The organism is Microcoleus sp. A006_D1 (genome assembly GCF_036702805.1).
GTDB lineage: Bacteria > Cyanobacteriota > Cyanobacteriia > Cyanobacteriales > Microcoleaceae > Microcoleus.
The window spans coordinates 257,389-278,024 of record NZ_JAUBVZ010000004.1; the positions used below are offsets into that span (position 1 = coordinate 257,389).

Here is a 20,636-nt window from a genome sequence, read left to right on the forward strand (position 1 = left end):
ATCGATCGCCCGACAACACTCTCACACAATACAGTTGGGATAAGACAGTCCGATCGACAAAACCCTGTGAAAAAAAGATACTGCGATTGCTTCGTTCCTCTCTTCGGACAACCGCTAATCCAAGCGTATTGCACTCTAACCAAAAATCACCTCCGGCGGTGCCATGTCAGCCCCCATAATCATTCCACCGTGACTGTTAGACTTTTTCAAACCAGGTTGAGGTGCTTTTTCTTGGCTTTTCTGAGCCGGTGCAACCGAAGCTGGCGGTTTCACCTGCGGCTGAGGTACTGCATTTGCTCCGGGCACCACAGGTTGCTGCGACAGCCAACCCACACCCCCTATAGCCCCAGCCATCAAAGCGGTGTAGCCGAGGTACAAATGCACCGGACGCATTTGAAAGCCTTCGGATGAGTCGGAGTTGGAAACAGACATATACGTGCCTGGAATTGGACTGGGGGCGGGTTTGGGCAGAGCATTCGCCATGGCGCTGCCGTCTAGTCCCAAGGCGTCGCCCAGCCTGCGGATAAAACCTCTAACGTAAATATCTTGGGGCAGTTTCTCGATTTCTCCATTTTCGATCGCTTCGATGTGGTGCAGCGGTACGAGAGTTTGGCTGTGAAGTTGCTGGAGGGATAGCGATCGAATTTGCCTTCCCTTACGCAATTCTCTACCCAACTCCTGCAAGCATTCTTCTCGCTGCTGAACTGCTATTGCTGCTTCTTCTTCCTGGGTGAGTTTTTTCGGTTTCTTGGAAAAACCGAAGCCTGGGAGGGATTGGGGGGGGGCGATGACAGTTGCGGGTGCGGCCGACTCGACTTGAATTTCGTCTTTGGGGGCTTGTGGGCTTTCTTCTAAAGTGTTGGTTTCTCGATCGAACTTTTCTGTCTCGGGCTCGGTTTTGGGTGGAGCTTCCAAACTAGCGTTGCGCCAATAGAAAACAGGAGCAGCGAATGGCGGGTCTAATTCTCTAACATAGGGTGCAGCGGGAATTGCCGCAGCCAAATTCTCTGGAGCGACTTGAATTTCTGTTTTGTTTGGTTTGCCAAACCTGTCAAATGCGAGCTTGACGGCTTCTCTGCTAACTGCTCTAATTAAAATTTCGGCAGCGGAGGCGGCCGAGCCCAACATGGTTTGCAAGCTAGCTAGAGCTTGGCTGTAGGTTTCGCTACAGAGGAGTTCAGCTTCTATTTGACCTAGGACAGAACGAAAACTTTCTTGAGAAATTTCAATAGTTGCGTGATCTGTCACCCCAAAATAAGCCTCGGGTTTCAGTGCCATGATGTTTATGTCTTGCTAGAAGGTATCTGAGTACGTTCTTCGACAGCTTGGCATTGATTCCGGATGTCGGTTGGGGGAGAGTGGGAGAGTGGGAATTCCCGATTACCGATTCTCAATTACCAATTCCCATTTTCTATTGCTTGTGAATGCGATCGAGCAACCAAAGAGCCCCGACAATTCCGACAAAGTGAGCAACAGTGGCGTGAGTATTGGCGAGTACCACAAATATGTCTAAAGGCTGAATAAATCGGCCGACATCGACTGCGGCACCAAACAAGGCTTGCGGCTGAGCTAGAGATTTTGCTAAAAGCGTTCCGCTAATAGCTTCTGCGCCGACGAGCGTCAACAGCATTCCTACCAAGTTGCTGACCAGTGTTAACTGCACCTGTTTGATGGTGTCTGCTTTTTTAGGGCGGACAGCGTTGGCGGCGCGCGATCGAAGTTGTCTCGACAAACGGGTGAAGCGGAAAGCCCGATATACGCTGTAACCGAGCACGAGCAGCCCGCAAATGGCAAAAAATACGCCACCGCCGGTGCCGGCACTGGTTGAATTCGCAGTGGCAGTAGCACTGGGGATGGCAAAGGGGATGGCAAAGAGCAAAATGATCGCCGCTACCACCGCTAGCACTGACTGCACCCAGAAGCTAACCCAGCCTACTGTACGAAGGGCAAAGGCAACTCGCTGTACGGCTGCGGGAAGCTTATCGGTATCTAACTGATTAGTCATATTTTGAGCGGATATAATTGAGTGGCTTTATTTGGCAGCAGTTTTTTTTTGAGCGCGGACGGTTGACGGCGGTTAACCCTCTTTATAATGGAAGCAGAAATGTTTAAGATTTGTAACTAACATTCTATTTCAGATCTCAATAGCGTCGATCGCAAGGTAATCAAGCAATGACACAACTACAACCCACTGTCACTCCCAAACTGGAACAACCAAAGTTTGGCTTCAACAGCTACGCGGAACGCCTGAACGGTCGAGCCGCGATGATCGGTTTTTCGCTAACTTTAATTATCGAGTATGTCACAGGCCAGGGGTTGCTGGCCTGGTTAGGTCTCAACTAATTTTAACAATGGCGCGGTCGGCTTCACACTTGGTGTTGAATTTCCGCGCCGCGGGTGTCACGCTGCTGACCGCGACAAATTTGGGAATTGATTAGAATATTAATTAGAAACAAGTCCAGCGACTTCTCTGTCGAGAGAAAGCGGTTCACAGAATGCAAGAGCTGGCTTTTGGAGAGATCTGCAATCAAATTTTGAGGCGATCGGCTTGGCATTTTTGCCTCGCTCCCGTACAATTCCCCACAGGCGAGAAGATTAATTTAGGTGAAGCTAGTCTCAAAGCTAGAAATCCCGATCGTTCCGCCAACTCTAAGTTTTAGAGCTTGCAAATAAATATAGAACAGAGTAAAACCAAATGAATGCTTCGTGGACGCGACTTTTGAGGTCTGCTTACCGTAGAGAGCCGATTACCAGCTTTGTGGTGACAGTGGGCGTTGTCGATGCAGCCATTGGCAGCATCGGTGCAAGTGGCTCTCTATTGGCTTTTGGGCTGGGTACTGCTGGGGTGGCGATCGCCCTCCGCTGGTGGCAAATTTACCGCTCTGCAACCGAACAACCCGCACCTGCTGCCGAATACTATCTTCCTCCTCAGTCTTCTCGCCCTCAGTTGCCCCTGCTCAACAACGTGTCTAAGAAAAATCCTCCTTATTAAGATTACCGGGCAATGACTGGGGAGGTGGCGATCGCACTTGCCTGCATCTGAGGCAATATTTAAAGATAGGGCCAGAAAAGTCTTTCGCTCCTCGATCTTAGAGGCTGGGTTTATGAATATTGCTGTGTCCGAGAAACTGCACAAAATTGGCTCTGTAGCTGCCTGTAGCGCTTTGTCGGTGAAAACTGTTCGCTACTATGACGAGATGGGCTTGCTGTCTCCGGCGGTGGAGCGCTCGCCCGCTGGTTATCGGCTGTTTGGGGAAGCGGTATTCAACCGATTGGCGTTTATTAAACGATCTCAGGCTCTCGGTTTGAGCCTTCAGGAAATTAAGGATATTTTACAGGTTCGCGATCGGGGAGAGTTGCCTTGCTCGGAAGCGAAGCAGCATCTAACTTTGAAGGTAGAGGAAATTTCCGGGCAAATTGCAGCGTTAGAAACTTTAAAGAGGGAGTTGCAAGGTATTCTCAACCGCTGGCAAGAGCAGCCCTCGCCCGCGAGCATTTCTCGCACGATTTGTCCGAACATTCAGCGGGATTGAGCAACCGCAGAAAGATACAAAAAAAGGGAAGGAATTATCGGTTTCCTTCCCTTGGTTGTTTGGTTGGTGATTTTGAGCTTTTAACTTTTTCCGTAGAGTTTGCTGTTGCTTTTTTAGCTGTCGAGCTCTGGCCGAGCCGCCTTTGCCTTTGGAGTTTCTGCCCTCGCTGCGGGGAGATTCCCAACTTTTTAGTCTCATATTTTTATTTTTTGATACCACTTCTATTTTAGACGGACACAATTTTAATGTCAAGTATTTTTGAGATCTATTTTTCCTAGTATAAATTATTGACTGATTAGGATTTGCAATTATAGCAATCGCCACAGCGGTGAGGACATAAATAACCTCATGAATAGAGCCTCCTAACCCATAGCCTAAACGGTTTGATTTCCTGATTCTGCAACTGTCAACTGTCCACTGTCAACTGTCCACTGCTATAGCTCTAAAGTCTTAAATCGAATCACCTTAAACCCAATAATAGCGCGATTCCTGCGATCGCACCAACCACGCCCAAAACAGCCCGGAGACTAACCTTTTCACCCGCCAGCACGGCTAAAGGCAGTATAAACAGGGGACTGGTAGAACTGAGTGCTTGAGCTATGGCTGCGGGCGCATATTTCAGGGAAGTCTGTTGCAGGAAAATTCCGAGATAGGTTCCTAAAAAAGCTGCTAAAATTATTGAACCTAATATTTTAGGGGCTTTTAATTGTTTGCAAGTGTCAAGGTTTCTGGGGTTGAGAAAGCACAGCATGACTGCCATACCGCCGCTCAAACGCAAGGCCGCTGTCCACAAGGGATCAATATCTATTTGAGTGAAGGCGGCGCGGGATAAAACTGCTCCGGCGGCGTGGGCTGTTTGTCCTAATAAACTAATCCCTAATCCCTGCCAAAGATGTTTTGATGGTAATGTTGTTTCGGCTGTTTGTTCTGCAATTACCCAAGCTACGCCGCAGATTGTTAACAGAATGCCTGTACAAGCAATAGGCGATAACTTTTCTTGCAAAAATATGAAGCCAAATAACGCTGTTAAAGGGGGAGATAGGGTTTCTAAAAGCAGCGCTCGTCTTGCGCCTAAATATTTTAATACAATAAACCAAGCGGTGTCTCCGATGCCAATTCCTAGGGCGCCGCTGATGAGCAGCATTGCTAAAATATTGGGGTTGACTGCTGGTAAGGATTTGCCTAAAATTAGTATAGTGGCAAGAAGCATCAACAGGGCGATCGCGCCTTTGAGCAAGTTTAGTACGACTGCGGGGATTTGCTGTCCTACTCGCTGCCAGATTGTGGAAGATAAAGCCCAGACAAATGCAGCACCTAAAGCGGCGATTTCACCCATAAATTATTTGTTAGTTGTTATTTGTTAGTTGTTAGTTGTTAGTTGTTAGTTGTTATTTGTTAGTTGTTATTTGTTAGTTGTTATTTGTTATTTGTTATTTGTTAGTTGTTATTTGTTATTTGTTATTTGTTATTTGTGAGGAGCCCTATGCCCTATGCCCTATGCCCTATGCCCTATGCCCTATGCCCGATGCCCTATGCCCTATGCCCTATGCCCTATGCCCGATGCCCTATGCCCTATGCCCTATGCCCTATGCCCTATGCCCGATGCCCTATGCCCTATGCCCTATGCCCTATGCCCTATGCCCTATGCCCTATGCCCTATGCCCTATGCCCTATGCCCTATGCCTATATAAATTAGGGTTCCAGACTTATCATCTGGAACCCTAATTTATTAAGCTTTTATAGTAGTGGGCGAAGAGAGAATCGAACTCTCATACCTTTCGGTGTCAGATTTTGAGTCTGATGCGTCTACCAATTTCGCCACCCGCCCTTTTTGTCTGTTTTACCATCATAACACACCGATCGACTTCCTGCAAGCAAAGATTCATAATTTTTTGAACTTGCCCAGCGATCGATCTCTCTGGCGCGCAATACTGGTACAGGATGGGATAACTGAGCCGTTTGAGCTTGTTTGAGCATTTCCCCAAGTTCCGTGCTGCTGAGGTCGTCGTAGGCCCGCGCCTGGGTTAAAAACGCATCGAGATTCAGTTTCGGTGCTAACGTCGGCGAACCTCCGGCCAGTTTCATCAGCACCGATGCTACCACTCTGGGGTCTTGGGTGGCAAGTAAGGCGGCGCGATCGCACGTAAATTCGGCACATCGCAACCATTCCAACATTTGCGCCTGCAAACCCTGGGCGAGTATGGTTCCCACAGGCGAAATTTGACCGGCGGCCAACACAATTAAATTAGCCAGAGTCAGGTAAACTCCGTGCTCGCACTTCAAATGCCCCAACTCGTGACCAATTACGGCCTTAACTTCCTCATCTGTGAGCAAGTCAATCAGCGAAGTGTGCATCACCACAAAAGGCTGTTTTCCGCGCATCGCAAACGTGTAAGCATTCGGCATCGGATGCTGGCGGACATAAAGCTGCGGCACCTCCAAATCCAGAGTTTTGCAGGCATCCACCAGCAATTGATGCAGGTGCGGCAATTGATTTTCGCCGACTTGGACGCTGGAAGCTAGATTTTCGAGCATGAAAAATTGTTCGCCAAGTTGTCCCAGCAATTGCCGCACCATCAAATCCAGGCCCGGCAGTTGTTTGAGGGTGTTGGTAGCTTCCAAGTCTAGCGGGTGGCGAAACTGGTCTGCTTTCAAACCGATGAGCGGTATGTTTGACATCTTAGTTATTAGTCAGTTGGCAGTTGGCAGTTGACAGTGGTTATTTGTTATTTGTTATTTGTTATTTGTTAGTTTTCATAACCAATAACCAATAACCCTTCGACTACGCTCAGGGCACCGCAAATAACAAATAACCACTAACTACTAACTAACTAACAGTTTAAACTCGATCGCACGAGATTAACAGGAGCCTCAGCCGTCGCCGGGTCTGTACCCTCTTTGACGCGCCGCAACTTAGCTCCCAATTTTTGAAGTTTTACCTCCAACTGCTCGTAGCCGCGGTCTAAATGCTGCAAGCTGCTGATTGTAGTGACACCATCTGCTGCAAGTCCCGCCAGCACCAAAGCTGCCGAAGCCCGCAAATCTGTTGCGACTACGGGCGCACCCGACAGCAGGGGCACTCCGCGCACTACGGCGACATTGCCTTTAACGCGAATGTCGGCGCCCATGCGGTTGAGTTCTGCTACGTGGCGCAAGCGGTTCTCAAATACGGTTTCCTTAATTATGCTGTCTCCGTCGCTCAGGGTTAGCAAAGCCATAAACGGAGCTTGCATATCTGTGGAGAAACCGGGGTAAGGCAGAGTTTCGATGTCTGTGGCGGTGTGAATTTTGCCGGGAACTATCCGCACGAGGTCGGATTCTACAATTATTTTCGCTCCCATTGTCTGCAATTTGGCAATCACTGCCGTCAGGTGGTCGGGAATTACCGACGACAAACTGATTTCTGAGTGAGTGATGGCTCCTGCTAATAAAAATGTTCCGGCTTCGATGCGATCGGGAATAATCGAATAGTCTACCGCGTGCAGTCTCTCAACTCCCGAAATGACGATCGTATTTGTGCCTGCGCCTTGAATTTTTGCTCCCATAGCGCGACAGAAATTCGCTAAATCGACGACTTCCGGCTCTTGAGCCGCATTTTCAATCACGGTTTCTCCTTGGGCCAGAGTCGCCGCCATCATCAAAGTTTCAGTGGCGCCAACGCTGGGGTAGTCCAAATAAATTTTGGCTCCTTTGAGGCGGCGGTTCGGCCCTTTGACGTAAGCGTGAACTGTACCGTGGTCGATGTGGACTTCTGCGCCGAGGGCTTGCAGGCCGCGAACGTGGAGTTCAACGGGCCTAGCGCCGATGGCACACCCACCGGGTAAGGGTACTTTGGCAAATCCCAAACGCGCTAGCAGTGGCCCGATGATGAAGAAGCTCGCCCGCAGTTGGCTGACTAATTCGTAGGGGGCTTGCGCGTCTATGAGGTCGCTGGCGTTGATGTCTAATACGTCGCCGTTCTGCTGTATTTTGACTCCTACAGCCGAGAGAATTTGCCCCATGCGGGCGACATCGACTAGGGCGGGAACGTTGCGGATGTGGCAATCGTCTGGGCATAGCAGAGCTCCTGCCATCACGACTAGGGCCGAGTTTTTCGCGCCGCTGATTTTGACGTGTCCTTGAAGGGGCTGGCGACCCCAGATTTGTAATACTTGTTGGTCGCTTTCAGATGAAGCTGACAGGTTAGACGAGTTTTGAGCTGGTGTAATGATTTTGCCCTCCATAATATGCGCTTCGTTACTTTATACATTATTAATTTTGGTTTCGATTTTACCGGAAAGTTTTGATATGTCTAGGGGGGAATGTGAGGAATTTCCGACTCGATATTGGCTAAATTCTTGCTGGGTGAGGATTTCAGCTAGGAGCGCACAAATATTGTCCAGCGCTCTTAATTAAGTCATCGGTATCAAAATTTACTATTTGTTTCGGGCTGCGGGTCGGCACCCAGATGTCAGCCCTGTCAATAAGCTGGTTGAGTCAGTCCTGGACGCACCGGAGGCGAGAAACCCGGTTTATTCCTCGATTATTTGCTGTCAAACCCTCTGATTTCCGATAGAAGCCCGGTTTCTTTGGGTAAGTCGGGTAAGTACGGGTATCCTGGCTGGTTGACGAAGGTGTAATATATCTGTTCGATCGACCATGGCCCAAAGTACACATAATTGTCGATCGCCCCATTGCCTGTGCTACCCTGTGACAACACCCTAGAGCCAAAGCTAGTCCTAGCATATGGTTCACATTAAGCGGATCGAACTAACTAACTTTAAATCTTTTGGCGGCACAACGTCCATTCCCGTGCTGCCAGGTTTTACTGTGGTTTCCGGGCCCAACGGTTCTGGGAAATCCAACATCCTCGACGGTTTGCTGTTTTGTCTCGGGCTTTCGACTTCTAAGGGAATGCGCGCCGAACGTTTGCCGGATTTGGTGAACAGCGCCCAAAACAAGCGCGGTACGATTGAAGCTAGCGTGACTGCTACCTTTGCGCTGGAAGATGTGGGCGATGAATGGTTCGCCCAGGATGAAGATGAGGACGAAATCCCTGAAACAGAAACTCAAGAGAATAACGAACAACTATCTGATGTCAATCTAAAATCCCAAATCCCAAATCCAGAATCGACTGAGTTATCTATTGAAGCAGAGGAAGTCGAAGCAATAGAAATCGCCGAAACTGAAGACAATAACGGACAATCATCTAATCTAAAATCCCAAATCCCAAATCCCAAATCGGAAGACTTATCTGTTGAAGATGTAGAAGAAATAGAAATTGCCACAACTCAAGACAACAACGGACAACTACTCGCTACCAATCTAAAATCTAAAATCCAAAATCCAAAATCGCCTGAGTGGAGTGTGACACGCAAACTCCGAGTAACTCGTCAAGGAACTTATACGTCAACTTATTACATTAATGGCGCACCTTGTACGCTGACTCAACTGCACGAACAACTTAACCGTTTGCGCATTTATCCCGAAGGTTATAACGTGGTTTTGCAAGGTGATGTTACTAGCATTATTTCGATGAATGCTAAGGAACGCCGCGAAATTATTGATGAATTGGCGGGAGTGGCTCAATTCGATCGCAAAATCTCTCTCGCAAGGCAGAAGTTGGATGAAGTTAAGGAAGTTGAAGAACGCAGCAGCATTGTGGAAAAAGAGCTGATTTCTCAGCGCGACAGGCTGGCGAACGATCGCACAAAAGCGGAAAAATATCAAAAATTGCGGGCGGAATTTCAAGAAAAGTCGCAGTGGGAAATTGTGCTAAAGTTCCGCCAGTTGCAAAAGCAAGAGTGGAAACTGCGCGAACAAATCGAAACGGGCGATCGCAATTCTACAACTCTCTCCGAACAACTGCAAGCAATTAGCACTCAAATTCAAGCAGCAACCGCCGAACTTGACGCGCTGAATGCCCGCGTTAAAGCTTTGGGCGAGTCGGAACTGTTGGCTTTGCAAGCGAGGATTGCGACTCAGGAAGCGGAACGGCGACAACTCCAAAACCGCAAGCAGGATTTGGAAACAACCGCTGGACAAATGGCGGCTAACATAGCACAAACTGAGCAAGAAGTTCGGCAGTTCCGGCAAAGTTTGGAGCAAATTGAGATTGAAATATCCTATGTGATGTCTCAAATAGGAACTTTTCAGGAACAGCGGGATGAAGCGCGGGAAAATTTAGATAAGAGTCGGGAAGTTGCAAATGCGATCGCCTCGACGGCCGAAGTTTGGGTACAGCAGCAAACGGAACTGCACCGCCAAATCGAAACAATTCAACAAACTTTGGAACCGCAGCGTACAGAACAAGCTACCATTGGCGAAAGAGCCGATCGCCTGCAAAGTCAAATTCAAGAACAAAACCAATCGCTGCAAGTATTGGAAGAGGAAATAGAAGGCAAAAAAGTTCAGCAATCCCGCCTTGGGGAAACCAAAAACATGGCATCTCTGCAAGTAGAATCGCTGAATCAGATTTTAGTTGAATCCGAACAAGAATTGCAACTGCAACAGGAAACTCAAACTCGTTTGTTGGAAGAACAACGGGAAAGACAGCGCAAGTTAGATAAGCTAGAAGTGCAGTTTCAAGCACTCCAAGAAGCGACTGGCACGTTTACTGCAAAAATTGTCGCGCAAAGTGGAATTGGCGGAGTTTGTGGCTTGGTGGCTCAACTGGGTAGGGTGGAGCCGCGCTTTCAGTTGGCGCTGGAAATTGCGGCGGGCGGCCGCATGGGTAATATGGTTGTCGAAAATGACAGTGTGGGGGCTGCTGCGATCGAATTGTTGAAGCAAAAACGGGCTGGAAGGATGACGTTTTTGCCTTTGAATAAGATAAGAGGTGGCAGGTTTTCGGTAAATGAAAATTTGCGGCGCGCGGCTGGGTTTGTGGATGCGGCGGTTAATTTGATTGACTGCGATGCGCGGTATCAGGAGATTTTTGCTTACGTTTTTGGCAGTACGGTAGTGTTTAGCAATCTCACCGACGCGCGCCGCTATTTGGGACAGTACCGGATTGTCACTTTGGATGGGGAAATTCTGGAAACTAGCGGCGCGATGACTGGGGGAAGTTCTGCTAATAGGTCAACTTTGCATTTTGGCACGGTTGATGCTAGCGAGGCGGCGGATGAAGCGCGGACAATTGCTTCTCTGCAAGAACGTCTTGAGGAAATTGAGCGGATTTTGGAACGGTGCAAAATTGCGATCGATCGCGCGTCTGTTGCTGTCAAAACTCGCAGTCAAGAATTGATGGAGGCGAAGCAGAATTTGCGCGAACATCAGTTGCGCTTGGAACAGTTGGAGTCGGAAATTAAGAATTTGCAGGCGCAGCAGTCACAGGTGCGATCGCAAATTGCGAAAAATACTCAGGAATTGACTGATTCGCAAACCAGATTGCAGTTGCTGGAGAGAGAATTGCCCGCACAGGAAACTCAATTGCAGCAGTACCGCCAAACTTTGGCGCAGTTGGAAGAGTCGAACAGTCACAGCGAATGGCAGCAAATGCAGTCGGGTTTGCGCGCTTTGGAAGCGCAGTTGCAAGAGCGAGAATTGGCTCACAGAAACGTCCAGCAGCGCCGAGGAGACTTGGAAAATCAATTCGGGCGTTTGGAGGAGAAAATTAAGGAGGGCAGCGAGAGATTGCAGGAATGGCAAGTTCAGCAAAATGCGGGTGCAGGTGCGATCGCGAACATTGTTTCGCAGCAGTTGGAACTGGACGCACAAATTGCGGCAGCTCAGGCGGCTTTGACGGAAATTGAGGAAAGTTTGGGGGTGGAGAAGGGATCGCGCGATCGCGCGGAATCTCAAGTGCGAGAGCAGCATTTGGCTAAACAACAGTTACAGTGGCAGTTGCAAAAACTGCACGAAACTCAGCAAGAACGCCGCGAACAATTAGCCGCAATCCGCACTCTCATGGAAACACAGCGGGCGGAAATGCCCGATCCGGTGCCGTCGATTCCCGAAGATGTTGAGAAAGCTAATTTGACGGAGTTGCAGCAGGAAGTAAAGGCGATCGCCAAACGCATTCAAGCTTTAGAACCAGTCAATATGCTAGCCTTGGAAGAGTACAACCGCACTCAAGAACGCCTGCAAGAATTGAGTCAAAAGTTGACGACATTGGCAGGAGAACGTACTGAACTATTGTTGAGAATCGAAAACTTTACGACACTCAGGCGGCGCGCTTTTAAAGAAGCTTTTGATGCGGTTAACGAGAACTTTCAGACTATCTTTGCGGAACTTTCCGAAGGCGACGGCTATCTCCAGCTAGATGACCAGGAAGACCCTTTCAGCAGCGGTTTGAATTTGGTGGCTCACCCGAAGGGCAAACCCGTTCAGCGGCTGGCTTCTATGTCGGGAGGCGAAAAGTCGCTGACGGCGCTGAGTTTTATTTTTGCGCTGCAACGCTACCGCCCGTCTACGTTCTACGCTTTTGATGAGGTGGATATGTTTCTGGATGGGGCAAATGTGGAGCGATTAGCTAGAATGATAAAACGACAGTCTGAACAAGCCCAGTTTATTGTTGTGAGTTTGCGGCGACCGATGATTCAATCGGCCCAGCGTACAATTGGTGTTACTCAAGCGCGGGGAGCTTATACTCAAGTCATCGGACTGAAATTGTAGTCCGGGAGTCTCTGTTGATGACGGTGTTCAATGATATATGTACTTGATAAATCAGGATTAAAGTTAGAATGACATCCGAACAAATCTGCCAACGCTCCGACATTCTAGGCACTCAGGTCATCACCCGCGACAGAGGCAAACGCTTGGGTGTAGTCAGTCAATTGTGGGTGGATATCGATCGCCGGGAGGTGGTGGCGATCGGTCTACGTGATAATATATTCGCGGTTGCTGGAATGCCGAGGTTTATGTTCCTCAGCAATGTCAGCGAAATCGGCGACGTGCTGTTGGTGGAAGATGAAAGCGCGATCGAAGATGATGTTGATGTGGATGTCTACAGCATTTTGATTAACAGCGAAGTTATTACCGAAACCGGCGAACCTCTGGGTAGGGTGCGCGGCTTTAGGTTCGACCCGGAAGACGGTAAGTTAGTTTCTATCATCATCGCTTCCCTGGGAATCCCCCAAATCCCCGACCAAGTTCTCAGCACTTACGAGTTGGGAATTGAGGAAATTGTCAGCAGTGGCCCGAATCGCTTGATTGTGTTTGAAGGTTCCGAGGAAAGGCTCAGACAGCTTAGTGTGGGTTTGCTGGAGCGCGTCGGTTTGGGCCAAGCACCTTGGGAACGCGAAGAGGACGAGCAAGGTTATTATCCGAAACCGGTGGCTACGGAATATCAATTGGGCCCGGGCGTGCGGATTCCGGCACCGGAAATGCGTAGCCGGGTAGCGCAGCCTGTGGTTGAGGAAGTTCCTTGGGATGAGGATTCGCAGTGGAACCGGCCGCCGGTACGTCAGCCACAGCAGATGCGGGTGCCGCAGCCTCAGCCGATCGACGATTATGATGAGTACGAAGAGGATAATTGGGGCGGCGAGGAGGACGATTACGAGGAGGACGAGTACGAAGAGAAGCAGTACAGCCCTGAGGTTTCTCGCCCGAAGGAGTCGGTGGTTGAGTACGAGTACGAGGATGATGTGGAGGCGGATGCTTGGGCTGACGATGAGGCGCCGAAGCCTTACAAGGCTCCTCGGGTGAATATCCCTGAGAAGACTAAGACTCCTGAGTACGAGGAAGAGCCTGGTTATTAGGACTAATCCACTGGTTGAAACCAGTGGTTTCACATAGGAAGTCCCTCTGTAAGATACTGTTGGAAAGCCCGCTGTTGCGGGTTTTGTTTTGATTGGGGCGATCGATCTAATCGATATAATAATAGAATTGCGATCGACAAGGTAAAAACCGTGACTCTAACTGCAACCGAATACAAATATGTGGAATTAGACGAGAAGAACGTTCCTCTCATCGCCGGAACCACAATGAAAGTCGTTGAATTAATAACTTCGGTAAAAGCTTACGGCTGGACTCCTGAAGAATTATTCCAATCCTATCCTCACCTGACTTTGAGCAAAATTTACTCTGCCTTATCATACTACTGGGATCACAAACAAGAGCTGGATGCAGATATGCAGCGCAGGTTTGAGTATGCCGAAAAGTTGCGCCTAGAAGCTGGCGAATCTGCTTTGGCTAAAAAACTCCGAGCCCAGGGACTAATTAAATGAGTATAAATCTGTACATGGATGAGAATGTGCCTCTACCTGTTACAGAGGGATTGCGGCGACGGGATGTAGATGTTCTGAGAGTTCAAGACGACGGTAGAAAAGGTATGCCCGACCCTATTATACTCGATCGCGCAGCCGAGCTTCAGCGCGTTGTTTTTACCCAAGACGAGGATTTTTTAGCCATCGCCAACCGCCGTCAGCAAGAGGAAGTAAATTTTGCTGGCGTCATCTACGCTCACCAACAAAGTGTAACTGTTGGCGATTCGATTCGTGACTTGGAAATCATCGCTAAGGTTAACGAGCCTGAAGATTTAGCTAACTGCGTGCAGTACCTGCCTTTGTAGCAAAACCAGAAATAGCGATCGCCCCAGTCTGTGATATCATGTGCGGTGATTTGATTTGCGATTGTTTGCTGTTTTGGGCGATCGCTTTCACCGACATCTAAAATATGAAAAAAGGTATAGCTAAAAATTTTGCTTTCAAATTAATAACTTATTTAATTGTCCCAATATTGATATCTGTCGGCAGTGCGGAAATTGTCTTGCGAGTTGCGGGATACAAACCCTGGCAAATCGAAAATGTCGATGTTGCCGTAGAACCGAAAGGAAACTTTTTCACCAAAGACTCGGAACTCGGATACAAACATTTACCTGGAAAGTTCAAGGTCACACTTAACGGCAATTACTCGTTTAATGCCACTCACCTCAATAATAGTTTAAGAATAACACATCCGCTCAATACTTACAATCAATCGTCAAAGAAACCAGAGATTTGGATATTTGGCTGTTCTTTTACCTACGGTTGGTCATTGAATGACAGCGAAACTTATGCTTGGTTGCTGCAAGAGAAATTGCCCAAGTATGAAATAGTGAATTTTGGGGTTAACGGCTACGGCACGCTGCACTCGTTTATTCAATTCAAAGAAGCACTGAAACAAGGAAAAAAACCCAAAATTGCGGTAATTGCCTATGCGGGATTTCATGACCGCCGCAATACTTTATTGAGGGCGAGAAGAAAGCAAATGGCTGCTTGGAATAAACTCGGTGTTCTTTTCCAGCCCGATGCTAGGCTGAATGCTAAAAATCATTTTACCTACAGCATGGCAAAACTGGAATATCACGAATGGCCGCTGATGCGGGTTTCGGCTTTGGTCAATTTTTTGGAGGTTAATTACAATCAATTTGAGGAGGGATTGTACAAAAGTCACGATGTTTCTAAGGCAATTATTGAAGAGTTTAACCGTGTGGCTGAGGCTAATGGTGTTAAGTTGGTTGTGGCGGGAATTAATGCGGGTTCTGCTAAGATGTTGGATGAGTTGAGTCAGGAGGGAATTGCTACGGCTGATATTTCGGTTGATTTGAAAATGCCGGGAAATAATAATTTGCCTCATGATATTCATCCCAGTGCGGCGGCGAATCGGCAATATGCGGAAAAGTTGGATGGTTTTTTGGAAGGTACTGTTTTGAAGTAACAGTCTGGGAGGCGCATTAATACCAAAGAAACCGGGTTTTTACCGGGATTAAAGGCTTTGATGCAGAATTTTTGCAAAAAAACCCGGTTTCTGACCACCCGTGCGTCCAGGGCTATACAAGTGATTTAGGGTTGCTAGAGTGATAGGATTATTTGATTTTAAGTTGCGTCGCAAGTTTCTGATTGATGTTTCTTTTCTGTTTTTACTTGTTCTGGTAACGGTTGGATTAACGTCAATTTATGTATCTAGCGAACGTACTTTTTATTGGTGGGATTACGCGGGATACAACACTGCTACAGTCAATACGGCTAATTTATTTCGAGACTCGCCGGATCTAGCATGGCGGGAAGTTATAGCATCGCTATCTAAAGAAAAAAACCTGTTAATTACGCTGCCGTTAGTGCCGTTTATTCTGTTGTTTGGCGAATCTCGGATGAGTTACATTCTCAGCGTTTCGCTGATTTATGTGCTACCGTTTCGCTTGTTGTTGGGGGCAATTTCTGCACAGCTAATTCCAGTTGATCCGCGTCGGGTGTTTTGGTCAACTGTGCTGCTGAGTTTATTGATTCCGATGAGTTGGATACCGACTCTGCGGGGATATCTGGATACTGGTGGCTGTGTTTTTGTAGCGCTGGCAATTTGGGTTTATTTGCAGGATGTTAAGCTGAAATCTTGGTGGAAGATGCCGTTAATTGGGTTTTTGCTGGCGGCGGCGATTATATTGCGGCGACATTTTGCTTATAGTGCGATCGCATTTTTGGGTGCGGCGACTTTACAGGCTTTTGTGGAGTTTATTGTACTAATATACCGTAGGGACACGGCATTGCCGTCTCCAAAAAATCAGGACACGGCAGTGCCGTTTCCCTACCTTGATGGGGACAAAAATCAGGACACGGCAGTGCCGTTTCCCTACCGAGGTTTGTTTGAATCTGGTGTAAAATTGGGTTTGATAGCTGCAACTAGCTTGACTGTTTTAATGCTGGTTGCGGGAGATTTTACTCGCAGTGCTCTGACAGTTAATTACCGCAATTTGTATGCGGCTTGGAGTTTGCCTGTAAATGATATTTTAACTCGTTATGCGTCTTTTTATGGTTTGGGAACTTGGCTGCTGGTAGTGATTGGTTTTTCGGCGGGGATTTTCACCCGAATGCTGGTTCCTGGGGCGGCTATTTTTGTTTGTTTGTTTGGGGTTTTGTCGCTGGTTGAGTGGCTGTTGATGTTGCGTTACGGCTACTTGCACTATACAATTCATATTACACCGATCGCACTTTTGGGATTGTCCGCGTTTTTCTGGACAACTTGGCTGACACTCAAGGGGAAAATCCGCTATTTGATGCTGGGCGCGGCTGGTTTGTACTTGATTGTGAATGCTACAGTCGGGTTAATTCCTGTGAAAGTTGATTTGTCTAGACTGTTTGTGAGTAATTTTGGGCCGTTAGTGCGATCGGACTACCGCGAAGTTGTACAATTAGTTGAGTTTCTGCGAAAGTTAGCACCGAATGAGGAACCGATTTATATTGTCGGTGCTTCTAACAGTTTTAATGCTAATATACTCAGACAAGCCAACCGAAAAGTCAATCCGCCCGAGGATTGGTGGAAGTTAAATACCATCGGGAGGCCGCAAATTGACTCCCGCGATACTTACCCGCTACCGGAGTTGTTGCAGGCGCAATATGCGGCGGTTGCTGTGCCTTTTCAGCAGGTATTGCTGGGTGACGAGCAAGTTTTGCGATCGCACGAGCAAGATGTTGTTAAAGTTGTCTATGATGCTTTTACTGAAAACTGGGAGATTTCCCGAGATTTCGAGTTGCTACCGGAACAGTTTAAGCTGGAAAACGACGTGACTGTCAGCGTTTACCGGAGAGTGCGGCCGACTTCTATACCGACAGCAGTTAGGACTCTGGAGGCGATACAGCGGCAAATAGTCGATCGACCTGGTACACAATTAGATTGGATTAGTTTGCAGCAGTCAGTCTACACAAGTGCCAAGTATTCAGTCAGTCGAAAATCGGATAACTTATATAAAATCGTAACTCATCCAATAAAAAAGAGCAATAAACTCGCTACATCTTTTCTGTATTTAGGTTCCCTTTCAGACAAAGTGCAAGTTACCGGCAAACTCAATTTACCCAATAAACAATGTCCGGGAGTCGCCCTGCGCTTGACTTTGTGGGACAAACAAGGTAATTTGATAAATTCAGGGGAGATGGCTGATGGTGGAAAAAGTGCGATCGATTTAAATCTATCTGTTGGGGGTAAAAATCCAATTTATTTGCTGCTTGAGGTATTGAGTAGCAGCAAACAGGATTTAACAAACCAATGCCAACTGGAGATTCAAAATTTAGCTGTCAGTAGGTAAGTTTAACCATCAATGCAGAAACATCAAAAATCCCATAGGTATTTTAATCTATCTCTCTATACTTTCGTCATGATCGGTTCCTTGATGGCAACCGGCTACATTTTCCCCATTGGAGGCAATTTCCCCGAAGTGCCACCAATTCAATTTATGCTAAATCCTGAACTCTACAAAAACGACTATTATGTTCAGGAAATGGTGAAATTTAATCCGAGATACTACTATTACTATATCATCTATTTTCTGGCAAACCTAGGAACAAGCATTCCCCTAGCGCATTTTATTTATCAATTCCTAGCCTTCGGTTCATTCATCCTAGCTTGCTACGCAATTATCAATATTTATACTAATTCCAAACTGCCCGCCGCAGCGATGACTTTTTTATGTATAGCCGCTTCATTTACAGATGTCGGTAACACGCTGATATTTTCCACCAAATCAGTACCCAGTACCTTCGCGATGGCCTTCGCAATCTGGGGAATTTACTTTAGTTTGCGCCAGAAATGGCTGACGGGATATTTCTGTTTTGGGCTGGGTTGTCTGCTACAATTGTTGGTGGGTTTGTTGCCGGGATTGATGATGGTTCCGGTTTTGGCGGTGGAATCGCTAAGACAGCGGAAGTTCAAAACATTGATTTGGGCGATCGCACTTTTAGCAGCAATGGCAAGTATAGTATACGTACCCATGTTATTGACAGGTACTACCAGCACCCACACTATCGACAATGCCGAGTTTGTCTTCATTCACGCTAAAGTCCGCAATCCCCACCACATCCTGCCCTCAAATTGGGATATGGGGAATTGGTTCAACTTTATCTGTTTGATAATTGGCGGCTTATTGTGCATCAAAAATACAAATTTATTGCGAAAAGCCGACAAAGTTAACTTTTACATAATTATTGCTGCGTCAATTTTTGCACTGCTGCTAAACTACATATTTGTCGAAGTTTACCCGCTAGCTTTTATCGCCAAACTCCAATTAGCGAGAACCGTACCTTTTGCTCAATTAATTATCTTTATTGCTGTTTGTTTGACGCTAGATGAGGTTGACCGAGAAAAACAAATACCTGTTAGCTTGTTGGTGCTATCTGTACTAACTTTGCCTTTTCGAGGTATCATTTTCTTGGGATTTGCGGTTTGGCAAACGAAAAATTATGCCTTTCCCAAACGCTACAATATACTGTTGTGGATTTTAGCCGTAGGAACGTCTATTTTTAGCTTAGCATATCCGCTGACTGATTCATGGGAAATAATTGGCGATCGCATCCTGGGCATCCCCGTCCTTTTCTCAATCCTCGCCTTCCCATTGATCCTAGAAAAAACATCATTTGCTACATCTATAAAACAGACTATAACTCATATCTTAGCTTTGCTAACTACGGCAACCTTAGTGTTGGGAGTAGCAGGAATTCTACCCAAACCTGTATTAAATGTATTTCAAACAAGAGTCAATATCAATGCCGTTCCCAGGGACGACTTAAGCAGATTAGCAGTGCGCTTTTCGCAAATTAGCAGCCGCGACGCACTCGTATTAGTTCCACCATCAGTTACCAGCTTCCAATTTTTCTCCGAAAGAGCGATTGTAGTCAACTTCAAGAACTTTCCCTTTACAGAAACAGGCATCAAAGAATGGAAAAATCGCATGGAAGCTATTTTAGGAGTCCCCTTAAACCCGCAAATGATTTGGGGAGGAAGCGACTTATTCAGCCGTCGCAGCAGTGCGGATTTAGTCAAGGTAGCCCGAAACTATCATGCCGATTATATCCTGACTCGCAGCGATTGGCATCCAAATATAGACGGAGAAATAGTAGATAGAGAAGGCAAATGGATCATCTATAAAATCCGATAATATCAAACGTGTTTCAACCGCAATTTCCCGGCGAATAGAATTCGCGGAGTTTACGGGCACACAAACAAAGTCCGCCTTCGCGGAGTGAATAAAAAGAGAGAGCATTTTACTCGTTACCAGTTTATTGAGTCGGGCGTTGCGCCGACTTTGTTTGTATAGAAGCGGTTTCAACCGCCGAATCTTATCTGAGGTTAAACATCAAAACCCGAATCATCAATAATTTCGCAAATTTGCTTGTCCACATAATCAGCATCCACATTCCGCGCCATCAACTCAGCTAAAATCCCCAAAGAAATCAACTGTACCGACAGAATTGTACACAAAATACCAAAAAATAACAAAGGTCGATTACCAATTGGCCCAAAATTCATCCCCGCCAAATTCAGAAACCAAATCACAATCAAATAACTCAGCGAAACAGTTCCCACCAAGCCAAAACACAACCCCAAACCTCCAAACAAATGACCCGGTTTGTGCAAATACTGCGTCGTCGCCAACACCGTCAACAAATCAATAAATCCCCGCGCGTAGCGTTCCCAGCCATAATTGGATTTGCCATGTTTGCGCGGATGGTGTTCAACAACTACTTCCCCAATTTTAAACCCTAAATTGTTTGCTAAAGCTGGAATGTAGCGGTGCAATTCCCCGTACAATTTAATCGACTGCAAAACTTCCCGGCGATAAGCTTTGAAACCGCAATTCATGTCGTGCATTTTCACCCCAGTCAGCAAACACGCAACGGCATTAAACAGCCTGGAAGGTAAGGTTTTAGAAAGCGGGTCGTTGCGCTGTTTTCGCCAACCGGAAACTAAATCGAATCCCAATTCTAAATGATCTAAAAATTTGGGAATTTCAGCGGGGTCATCTTGCAAATCGGCATCCAAGGTAAAGATAATTCTCCCTGCTGCATTGCGAAATCCTGCTGAAAGTGCGGAGGATTTTCCAAAGTTGCGGCGCATTTTTATCGCCTTAATTAGTTTGGGATATTGGCGAGCTAAATCTGCGATTTCTCGCCAAGAAGCATCGCGGCTGCCGTCATCTATGAAAATTACTTCGTAATTGTCAATTCCTGTTTGAGACATGACAATGCTAATTTTTTCAAACAGCAATTTGAGCGTTGCTTCTTCGTTGTGAACGGGAATTACGAAACTGAGGTCTTTTGGCATAGCTAATTTTTGTAAGTGTTATTGATTAGAAAAAATTGCAAAAGTTCTTTTAATCATTTTTTGGGGACGATGCTCAAAGCCCATCCCACAAGAAAACAAAAATTTGTGGGACGT

17 protein-coding genes and 1 tRNA gene are annotated in these 20,636 nt (G+C 46.9%); 11 read left to right on the forward strand and 7 right to left on the reverse strand.

What is annotated here, in order from left to right; genetic code table 11:
• Positions 1-135: 135 nt before the first annotated feature.
• Positions 136-1,278, reverse strand: a complete 1,143-nt coding sequence (locus QUB68_RS09460; RefSeq protein WP_332991607.1) for a helix-turn-helix domain-containing protein — start codon at positions 1,276-1,278, stop codon at positions 136-138.
• A gap of 133 nt (positions 1,279-1,411) precedes the next feature.
• The gene (locus QUB68_RS09465) at positions 1,412-2,005 is read right to left on the reverse strand and encodes a DUF3611 family protein (protein WP_332991609.1); all 594 of its coding nucleotides are present in this window, start codon (positions 2,003-2,005) and stop codon (positions 1,412-1,414) included.
• Between the two features lie 167 nt (positions 2,006-2,172).
• Between QUB68_RS09465 and QUB68_RS09470 the strand changes: the two genes are divergently transcribed.
• From QUB68_RS09470 to QUB68_RS09485, 4 genes are all read left to right on the forward strand, one after another.
• Positions 2,173-2,343 (forward strand): hypothetical protein, encoded by a 171-nt coding sequence (locus QUB68_RS09470; RefSeq protein ID WP_194065476.1) that lies wholly within the window; start codon positions 2,173-2,175, stop codon positions 2,341-2,343.
• Between the two features lie 152 nt (positions 2,344-2,495).
• Positions 2,496-2,660: a hypothetical protein gene (locus QUB68_RS09475; RefSeq protein WP_332991610.1), complete on the forward strand. Its 165-nt coding sequence runs from the start codon at positions 2,496-2,498 to the stop codon at positions 2,658-2,660.
• Between the two features lie 35 nt (positions 2,661-2,695).
• The gene (locus QUB68_RS09480) at positions 2,696-2,992 is read left to right on the forward strand and encodes a hypothetical protein (protein WP_332991611.1); all 297 of its coding nucleotides are present in this window, start codon (positions 2,696-2,698) and stop codon (positions 2,990-2,992) included.
• Positions 2,993-3,104: 112 nt separating this feature from the next.
• Positions 3,105-3,533, forward strand: a complete 429-nt coding sequence (locus tag QUB68_RS09485; protein WP_332991612.1) for a heavy metal-responsive transcriptional regulator — start codon at positions 3,105-3,107, stop codon at positions 3,531-3,533.
• A gap of 460 nt (positions 3,534-3,993) precedes the next feature.
• Here the strand turns inward: QUB68_RS09485 and QUB68_RS09490 are convergent, their stop codons facing one another.
• The 4 genes from QUB68_RS09490 to murA all read right to left on the reverse strand — a co-directional run bounded on the left by QUB68_RS09490 (position 3,994) and on the right by murA (position 7,756).
• A complete protein-coding gene (locus tag QUB68_RS09490; RefSeq protein ID WP_332991613.1) occupies positions 3,994-4,869 on the reverse strand; it encodes a DMT family transporter in 876 nt (291 codons plus the stop codon).
• Between the two features lie 410 nt (positions 4,870-5,279).
• A tRNA-Leu gene (locus QUB68_RS09495) sits at positions 5,280-5,361 on the reverse strand.
• Positions 5,340-6,212 (reverse strand): M48 family metallopeptidase, encoded by an 873-nt coding sequence (locus QUB68_RS09500; RefSeq protein WP_332991614.1) that lies wholly within the window; start codon positions 6,210-6,212, stop codon positions 5,340-5,342. Before QUB68_RS09500 ends, QUB68_RS09495 begins: the two co-directional genes overlap by 22 nt.
• A gap of 152 nt (positions 6,213-6,364) precedes the next feature.
• A complete protein-coding gene (gene murA / locus QUB68_RS09505) occupies positions 6,365-7,756 on the reverse strand; it encodes a UDP-N-acetylglucosamine 1-carboxyvinyltransferase (protein WP_332991615.1) in 1,392 nt (463 codons plus the stop codon).
• A 502-nt stretch (positions 7,757-8,258) separates the two neighbouring features.
• Between murA and smc the strand changes: the two genes are divergently transcribed.
• The 7 genes from smc (at position 8,259) to QUB68_RS09540 (ending at position 19,356) form a co-directional block, all read left to right on the forward strand.
• Positions 8,259-12,128: a chromosome segregation protein SMC gene (smc, locus tag QUB68_RS09510; RefSeq protein WP_332991616.1), complete on the forward strand. Its 3,870-nt coding sequence runs from the start codon at positions 8,259-8,261 to the stop codon at positions 12,126-12,128.
• A 68-nt stretch (positions 12,129-12,196) separates the two neighbouring features.
• A complete protein-coding gene (locus tag QUB68_RS09515; RefSeq protein ID WP_332991617.1) occupies positions 12,197-13,213 on the forward strand; it encodes a PRC-barrel domain-containing protein in 1,017 nt (338 codons plus the stop codon).
• Between the two features lie 150 nt (positions 13,214-13,363).
• On the forward strand, positions 13,364-13,681 hold the full coding sequence (locus QUB68_RS09520; RefSeq protein WP_293208271.1) for a DUF433 domain-containing protein: 318 nt from the start codon (positions 13,364-13,366) through the stop codon (positions 13,679-13,681).
• On the forward strand, positions 13,678-14,025 hold the full coding sequence (locus tag QUB68_RS09525) for a DUF5615 family PIN-like protein (RefSeq protein ID WP_332991618.1): 348 nt from the start codon (positions 13,678-13,680) through the stop codon (positions 14,023-14,025). The genes QUB68_RS09520 and QUB68_RS09525 overlap by 4 nt, the downstream gene beginning before the upstream one ends.
• 104 nt (positions 14,026-14,129) lie before the next feature.
• The gene (locus QUB68_RS09530) at positions 14,130-15,152 is read left to right on the forward strand and encodes an SGNH/GDSL hydrolase family protein (RefSeq protein ID WP_332991619.1); all 1,023 of its coding nucleotides are present in this window, start codon (positions 14,130-14,132) and stop codon (positions 15,150-15,152) included.
• A 139-nt stretch (positions 15,153-15,291) separates the two neighbouring features.
• Positions 15,292-17,511 carry a hypothetical protein gene (locus QUB68_RS09535; protein ID WP_332991620.1) on the forward strand — a complete coding sequence of 740 codons (2,220 nt, stop codon included), beginning with the start codon at positions 15,292-15,294 and terminating at the stop codon, positions 17,509-17,511.
• Positions 17,512-17,523: 12 nt separating this feature from the next.
• Entirely contained in the window at positions 17,524-19,356 is a 1,833-nt protein-coding gene (locus tag QUB68_RS09540; protein WP_332991621.1) for a DUF6798 domain-containing protein, read from the forward strand.
• A gap of 191 nt (positions 19,357-19,547) precedes the next feature.
• Here QUB68_RS09540 and QUB68_RS09545 read toward each other — a convergent pair whose 3' ends face one another.
• Positions 19,548-20,522, reverse strand: coding sequence for a glycosyltransferase family 2 protein (locus QUB68_RS09545; protein WP_332991622.1), 975 nt, complete (start codon positions 20,520-20,522; stop codon positions 19,548-19,550).
• Between the last annotated feature and the right edge of the window lie 114 nt (positions 20,523-20,636).

What these genes read in the sequence shown, in the direction of transcription:
- QUB68_RS09500 (WP_332991614.1), bottom strand. Translation starts at nt 6,212, where the DNA reads ATGTCAAACATACCGCTCATCGGTTTGAAAGCAGACCAGTTTCGCCAC.
- QUB68_RS09475 (WP_332991610.1), top strand. Translation starts at nt 2,496, where the DNA reads ATGCAAGAGCTGGCTTTTGGAGAGATCTGCAATCAAATTTTGAGGCGA.
- QUB68_RS09470 (WP_194065476.1), top strand. Translation starts at nt 2,173, where the DNA reads ATGACACAACTACAACCCACTGTCACTCCCAAACTGGAACAACCAAAG.
- QUB68_RS09530 (WP_332991619.1), top strand. Translation starts at nt 14,130, where the DNA reads ATGAAAAAAGGTATAGCTAAAAATTTTGCTTTCAAATTAATAACTTAT.
- QUB68_RS09515 (WP_332991617.1), top strand. Translation starts at nt 12,197, where the DNA reads ATGACATCCGAACAAATCTGCCAACGCTCCGACATTCTAGGCACTCAG.
- QUB68_RS09490 (WP_332991613.1), bottom strand. Translation starts at nt 4,869, where the DNA reads ATGGGTGAAATCGCCGCTTTAGGTGCTGCATTTGTCTGGGCTTTATCT.
- QUB68_RS09480 (WP_332991611.1), top strand. Translation starts at nt 2,696, where the DNA reads ATGAATGCTTCGTGGACGCGACTTTTGAGGTCTGCTTACCGTAGAGAG.
- QUB68_RS09485 (WP_332991612.1), top strand. Translation starts at nt 3,105, where the DNA reads ATGAATATTGCTGTGTCCGAGAAACTGCACAAAATTGGCTCTGTAGCT.
- smc (WP_332991616.1), top strand. Translation starts at nt 8,259, where the DNA reads ATGGTTCACATTAAGCGGATCGAACTAACTAACTTTAAATCTTTTGGC.
- QUB68_RS09460 (WP_332991607.1), bottom strand. Translation starts at nt 1,278, where the DNA reads ATGGCACTGAAACCCGAGGCTTATTTTGGGGTGACAGATCACGCAACT.
- QUB68_RS09525 (WP_332991618.1), top strand. Translation starts at nt 13,678, where the DNA reads ATGAGTATAAATCTGTACATGGATGAGAATGTGCCTCTACCTGTTACA.
- QUB68_RS09540 (WP_332991621.1), top strand. Translation starts at nt 17,524, where the DNA reads ATGCAGAAACATCAAAAATCCCATAGGTATTTTAATCTATCTCTCTAT.
- QUB68_RS09545 (WP_332991622.1), bottom strand. Translation starts at nt 20,522, where the DNA reads ATGCCAAAAGACCTCAGTTTCGTAATTCCCGTTCACAACGAAGAAGCA.
- QUB68_RS09465 (WP_332991609.1), bottom strand. Translation starts at nt 2,005, where the DNA reads ATGACTAATCAGTTAGATACCGATAAGCTTCCCGCAGCCGTACAGCGA.
- murA (WP_332991615.1), bottom strand. Translation starts at nt 7,756, where the DNA reads ATGGAGGGCAAAATCATTACACCAGCTCAAAACTCGTCTAACCTGTCA.